The organism is Mesorhizobium sp. WSM4898, assembly GCF_029625845.1.
In the GTDB taxonomy this organism is placed as follows: domain Bacteria; phylum Pseudomonadota; class Alphaproteobacteria; order Rhizobiales; family Rhizobiaceae; genus Mesorhizobium.
Genome location: NZ_JARTVQ010000039.1, coordinates 1 through 271, shown reverse-complemented (window position 1 = coordinate 271; position 271 = coordinate 1). Strand labels below are relative to the sequence as shown.

The window sequence follows — 271 nt, the reverse complement described above, 5'->3', positions numbered from 1 at the left end:
AAAATTACGCCCGAAAACGTAAGGATTAATTAACATCATGCCCGTGTACCTATCAACGCCACTTTCAAACCTTTAGCTGTGCCATCGCCAACCTGGTCAATATCAATCGTAATTTCAGCATCGTCGGCTAAGTTCACATCACTAATAACTGCGGCTGTAGCTGCGGTCGTTGATGTTTTTTCGGTGTTATCAATTGTCAGTTTTGTGCTAAGTATTGTTGTGCCACTATCGTTAATATTAACAGTAAAAATAGAGCCGCTAGTTTGTGCTG

General features: G+C 41.0%; 1 protein-coding gene. It reads right to left on the bottom strand.

Features of this window, described 5'->3' with window-relative positions:
- Nucleotides 1-35 precede the first annotated feature (35 nt).
- A partial coding sequence (locus tag P9228_RS30870; RefSeq protein ID WP_278057056.1) for a hypothetical protein occupies nt 36-271 on the bottom strand: 236 nt, incomplete at its 5' end.